5 protein-coding genes and 1 pseudogene are annotated in these 5,109 nt (G+C 46.8%); 4 read left to right on the top strand and 2 right to left on the bottom strand.

Annotated elements, in window-relative coordinates; genetic code table 11:
• Nucleotides 1-23: 23 nt before the first annotated feature.
• A complete protein-coding gene (locus tag QUA04_RS28600) occupies nt 24-509 on the bottom strand; it encodes a class I SAM-dependent methyltransferase (protein WP_333263857.1) in 486 nt (161 codons plus the stop codon).
• A gap of 52 nt (nt 510-561) precedes the next feature.
• Here QUA04_RS28600 and QUA04_RS28595 point away from each other — a divergent pair.
• Nucleotides 562-834 (top strand): annotated as a pseudogene (locus QUA04_RS28595) (DUF1348 family protein).
• 319 nt (nt 835-1,153) lie between these two features.
• The gene (locus QUA04_RS28590) at nt 1,154-1,516 is read left to right on the top strand and encodes a hypothetical protein (RefSeq protein ID WP_333263854.1); all 363 of its coding nucleotides are present in this window, start codon (nt 1,154-1,156) and stop codon (nt 1,514-1,516) included.
• A 13-nt stretch (nt 1,517-1,529) separates the two neighbouring features.
• Here QUA04_RS28590 and QUA04_RS28585 read toward each other — a convergent pair whose 3' ends face one another.
• Complete coding sequence (locus tag QUA04_RS28585; RefSeq protein WP_333263851.1) at nt 1,530-2,417, bottom strand: ABC transporter permease; 888 nt, start codon at nt 2,415-2,417, stop codon at nt 1,530-1,532.
• 227 nt (nt 2,418-2,644) lie between these two features.
• Here QUA04_RS28585 and QUA04_RS28580 point away from each other — a divergent pair, with 227 nt between their 5' ends.
• The gene (locus tag QUA04_RS28580) at nt 2,645-3,973 is read left to right on the top strand and encodes a pitrilysin family protein (protein WP_333263848.1); all 1,329 of its coding nucleotides are present in this window, start codon (nt 2,645-2,647) and stop codon (nt 3,971-3,973) included.
• A gap of 475 nt (nt 3,974-4,448) precedes the next feature.
• Nucleotides 4,449-5,109: peptidoglycan-binding protein (locus tag QUA04_RS28575; protein WP_333263845.1), on the top strand; the 661-nt coding region annotated here is incomplete at its 3' end.

The raw sequence follows: 5,109 nt of genomic DNA, 5'->3' as shown, positions 1-5,109 counted from the left end.
TAAATAGTCTAAATGAAAGCTCATTACTCTAACTGTATTGGTTGAGCTATTTTACACCATAAACTCAGGAGAGCCATCAACATCCCATTCTCAATCAGCGAGCGCTCAATGTCCAAAAGTAATGAATCGACAGCACTCAATGATTCTAGGTGTGTAAGTGTGTCGCCCATGCAAACAATGAGCTGCGCCTGTTCCTGAATATGTTGCGAGAAATTAAGCAGATCGTCGTGAATGGTACGAATGGAAAGATGTTTAGCGCGATCGCGTAACTCTGAAAGTAGGGCATCACAGAGATCTATAGCTACTACCGAAAAGCCTAATTGCGCTAAAGGAATAGATTGAAATCCTGAGCCTGCACCTAAATCAATGGCTAATCCTCGCGGTGCCGAGTCGAGGGCCAATTGACAAAAAAGAGCGTGATTTCGTTCGCTCGCTGCTTCAGGATTTCCTGACATCCAACTGTAAACGGCAGCAAGTTGCTGGTTATAGTGGTCTTGTGCTGTATTCATTATTATGCTAAGTTCGATCACTCGTTGAAAAGGAGCAAAATCATTCAACCAGATGGAAACTAAACCACCACTGTCGCCTTTTACGCGGGAAACTGCTAAAACTAAAGTTCAAATCGCAGAAGATGACTGGAATAGTCGCGATCCAAAACGAGTAGCTTTAGCTTACACCGAAGATTCACCGTGGCGTAACCCTGCCTAATTTTTCAGTGGCAGGTAACAAACCAAGGCTTTATTAAAACGAAAGTGGGCAACAGAACTAGACTACCGTTTGAAAAATGAACTGGGGAGTTTTACCGATCATCGAATTTCTGTGCGCTTTGAATAGCAGTGGTAGGATGGTCAGAGTGCGGATTTGTTCCTTGAAACAATCTCAGAATATCGAAGAAAAAGGGCAGAGGAAAGAAGAGAAATCCTCCCACTCTCCCACTCTCTCGCCTTGCTTTCGATAGCGAACCAGAGGAGCGCACTTGTATATCATTCCTATCTAACCGGATTTGATATAATTCATGTTTAGTGATCGCTTTTAATAACTTTTGTAAGTCGCTGTTAAAGCTTGCCTATTTGTTGATAATAGCAAATGTAACAATTCCTGGTTAAAATTTGTCGTAAACTTATCCGTAGCTAAAAAGTTACTATTGATTATTATGCAAAAGTATAACTTAAAAAAGCTGCAACATGGTTCAGACATTCGCGGTATCGCCATTGAAGGCGTTCCAGACGAACAGGTTAACCCCACCCCGGAAATGGCGACTATTTTGGGGCAAGGCTTTGTGAGTTTGCTGGTGCAAAAAGTCAATAAATCAGCGGCAGAATTAACAATCGCGATCGGGCGCGACAGCCGCCTATCCGGGCCAATCTTAAAGCAGGCAGTCATAGCGGGTATCACCTCAGTCGGCAGCCCAGGCTACGACTTTGAAATGGCTTCAACTGCAGCCCAAAGTTTGAGCATACATGAACAATTTTTAGAGGAGGCACAGTATTGCTCAAATACTGTGCTTGCTGCGTAAGTCCTGAATATTGCTATTTCCTTGCCGTAGCATTGGATCTGGGGTCTAAAGCGTCTCGCAACCCGTCGCCCAAAAGGTTGAAACCCAGAACAGTCAAGGTAATCAGCAAACCTGGAAACACGATCGTCCAAGGAGACGAAAGAGCGTATCCGCCTTTAAAAGCATCAGAAAGCATCGTCCCCAACTCAGGAACCGGCGGCTGTGCACCCAAACCCAAAAAACCCAAACCGGCAGCTTCTAGTGTCGCCGTACCAGTCGAAAGAGTTGCTTGTACAACTAGAGGCGCGAGACTTCCCGGCAAAATGTGGCGAAAAATAATTCGCAAGTCACTGGCGCCCAAGGCCTTGACAGCCAAAACAAATTCTTGTTCCCGCAGAGACAGCACCATACTGCGAGTTAAGCGGATGTAAATCGGAATTTGCACGAGGCTGACGGCGATAATTACACTTTCCAGGCTCGGCCCGGTGACGGTAACAACGCCGATCGCCAGTAAAATCGAAGGAAAAGCTAACAAAATATCGGCCAAAGTGCCGATCGCCATTTCCAGAAACCCCCTAAAATAGCCGGCCACCAGCCCCAAAAGCGCTCCCACAATTAAACCCGCACCCACAGAAACCAGGCTAACAAGTAAAGATATCCCCAATCCGTGCCACACCCGCACCAACAAATCTCGCCCCAAACCGTCGGTGCCAAACCAATGTTTAGCGCTAGGAGCCACCAAGCGCGACAAATAATCTCGATCAATCGCCGGATCGTAAGGGGAAAGTAGGGGGGCCAACAGTGCCGAGATCATCAGCGCTACAGTCAAAATTAAGCCGATTTTCCCCGAAGTCGATCGCCAAAATCGTTGAAAAGCTGGTTGTGGAAATACTAAGTTGTTATTCAATCTTCGATTTTCCATCTTTTGCTGTCACCAAAAAAACTGAGGACTTGGGCAACTATTAGGATAAATTAACGATCGCGATCGCAGAAATACGTTAACAGGACTTGCTCCAGGGAAACCAAAAACTCGGTGCGTGCATTACCGTCGATATCAAAGTCGCATTTGTCCCCCCAAATGCCCAATGCCTGAGCTCTTCCTTAAAGACCCTTTAAGATGATAGAGAACAAGATAAATTTAAAAGCACAATGACATCAACCTTACTCAAAACCTCAGCTCGATCGCCCCTCAACGCCCCAACAATCCGCCATTTCCCCAACGGCCTCACCGTTATAGCCGAACACTTGCCGGTCGATGCTGTTAACCTCAGCGTGTGGCTCAATTTAGGCTCAGCCGTCGAACCAGACGACATTAACGGCATGGCTCACTTTTTAGAACACATGATTTTTAAGGGAACTCCGAGCATTCCCAGTGGCGAATTTGAGCGCGCGATCGAGCAACGCGGCGCTGTCACCAATGCTGCCACCAGCCAAGATTACACTAACTATTACATCACCACAGCTCCTAAAGATTTTGCCGAACTAGCTCCCCTGCAAGTCGATGTGTTGCTCAACGCCAGCATTCCCGACGACGCCTTCGATCGAGAACGGCTGGTAGTCTTAGAAGAAATTAGACGATCGGAAGACAATCCCCGCCGCCGCACCTATCAGCGATCGATGGAATTAGCGTTTGAAGTCCTGCCCTACAAGCGACCGGTACTCGGCCCGACTGCGGTAATCGAACAGTTGACAGCCCAACAAATGCGGGATTTCCACAGCAGCAGATATCACCCAGGGGCCATGACAGCCGTAGCTGTAGGCAATTTGCCAGTCGAGCAACTAATAGAAATTGTCGCAGACAGTTTTGCAGCAAAAAGCACATCACAAAACAACAAAATAGATTTGTCTACTGTCAGCAACTTTCATCCAGAACCCCAAATCCTGAACTACGGCCAAGAATCGCCGTTTACAGAAACAGTCCGCCGCGAATTTGTAGACTCTGCCCTTCAGCAAGCCCGACTGATCGTGATGTGGCGAGTACCAGGTTTCATGGAAATGTCCGAAACTTATGCCCTGGACGTTTTGGCGACAATATTGGGTCACGGCCGCACAACTCGCTTGGTTCAGGATTTGCGCGAAGAAAAAGGGCTAGTGTCGTCAATTTCGGTCAGCAACATGACTCAGCGACTCGGCGGCGTATTCTCAATTTCCGCTCAACTACCGACAGAAAACTTGGCAGCAGTGGAAGCAGCCATCGTCCAACACATCCGCACTCTCCAAACTGAACTGGTGACAGATGCCGAAATTTCCCGCATCCGCACTCAAGTAGCAAATCGGTTTATCTTTGGTAACGAAACTCCGAGCGATCGAGCAAGTTTGTACGGTTACTATCAGTCGATGGTAGGAGATATCGCTCCCGCCCTCAACTATGCCGCCTGCATCCAAGCTCAGACTGCCGAGGATCTCCGAGAAGCCGCCGTCAAATATCTGTCTCCCGACGCAATGGGTGTTGTGGTAATTCGCCCGGACGAAGCATAAATCTGACTTCGCCTCAACAGGGCAATTCTGCCATCCCTCTGCTTTTGAGGCATCCAACAGCATTCGGAATTCGGCAGAAACAATGTCAACGCGCACCAGGGATTTTTAGTCAATAGTGCGTGAAATTCGATCGGCTCGCGCCTTGAAGGTTTTGTAGCAAATAATTAATATGAAGCCTTTAAGGTACGTGCGATCGGCAAAATTACCGTAATTTTATGAGACGAGAAACTGGGAATTATTGACGAGTCAGCAATTTAGTCTAGGGAAACCGGATCGATCGGCGATCGTAATTCTAAAATCTAAAATCTAAAATCTAAAATCGATTGAGCAGCAAAAATACGGTAATTTTATGAGACGATCAACTGGGAATTATTGACGAGCCAGCAATTTAGTCTAGGGGAACCGGATCGATCGGCGATCGTAATTCTAAAATCTAAAATCTAAAATCTAAAATCGATTGACAGGGCACGCAAGCATGAAATTACAAAACTTTCTCAACTCACAAATTAGGTACGATGCCAAAGCAATTGCTGCAGACGACGAACTCAGTGGCCAAATTCAAAGCCGCCTCATTGACCTGGGTTTACTGAAACCTCCCGTAGACGGAATTTTTGGCCCTCTCTCTACCGCCACCCTCCACCGATTTCAAACTCTGATGAAGTGTGGCGAAGCGGGTTTTTTGGGAGCAGTCACAGCCAAAAAGCTGATTGAAACAAAACCAGAGGAGATTCCCACAAATCCCCTGATCCTGAAAACGCTCAGAGACACCATTTTTAAATCAAAACCGCTGGCGTCTTCTCAACTTCAGGACTCGGAAAAACAAGTAATACCAGCGGGAAAAGAGTTTGAGATCCTGGCTTTTGCTCCGGCTCGCGGTCACATCAGAGTTGCTCTCCGCAACGAGTCTTTCAAAGGTTCAGGAATTTGGTATGTTTTCGGAGCACACGCTCAAATTACTCAGGACAGCGTTCTATTTTATCCCAAACCGAATCCCCCAACTGTCAGACTGGGTATTCCTTATCACTCGCAAATGGATAACTTGAATAATCCTACAGGTTCTTGCAATGTAACTTCATTAGCGATGTGTATGGACTTTTTGAAGGTGCCACGGCGCCAACAAACCGGGCAATATGAAG

The organism is Microcoleus sp. S13_C5 (assembly GCF_036700845.1).
Classification (GTDB): Bacteria; Cyanobacteriota; Cyanobacteriia; order Cyanobacteriales; family Microcoleaceae; genus Microcoleus.
This window is presented reverse-complemented; position numbering and strand designations above follow the sequence as displayed.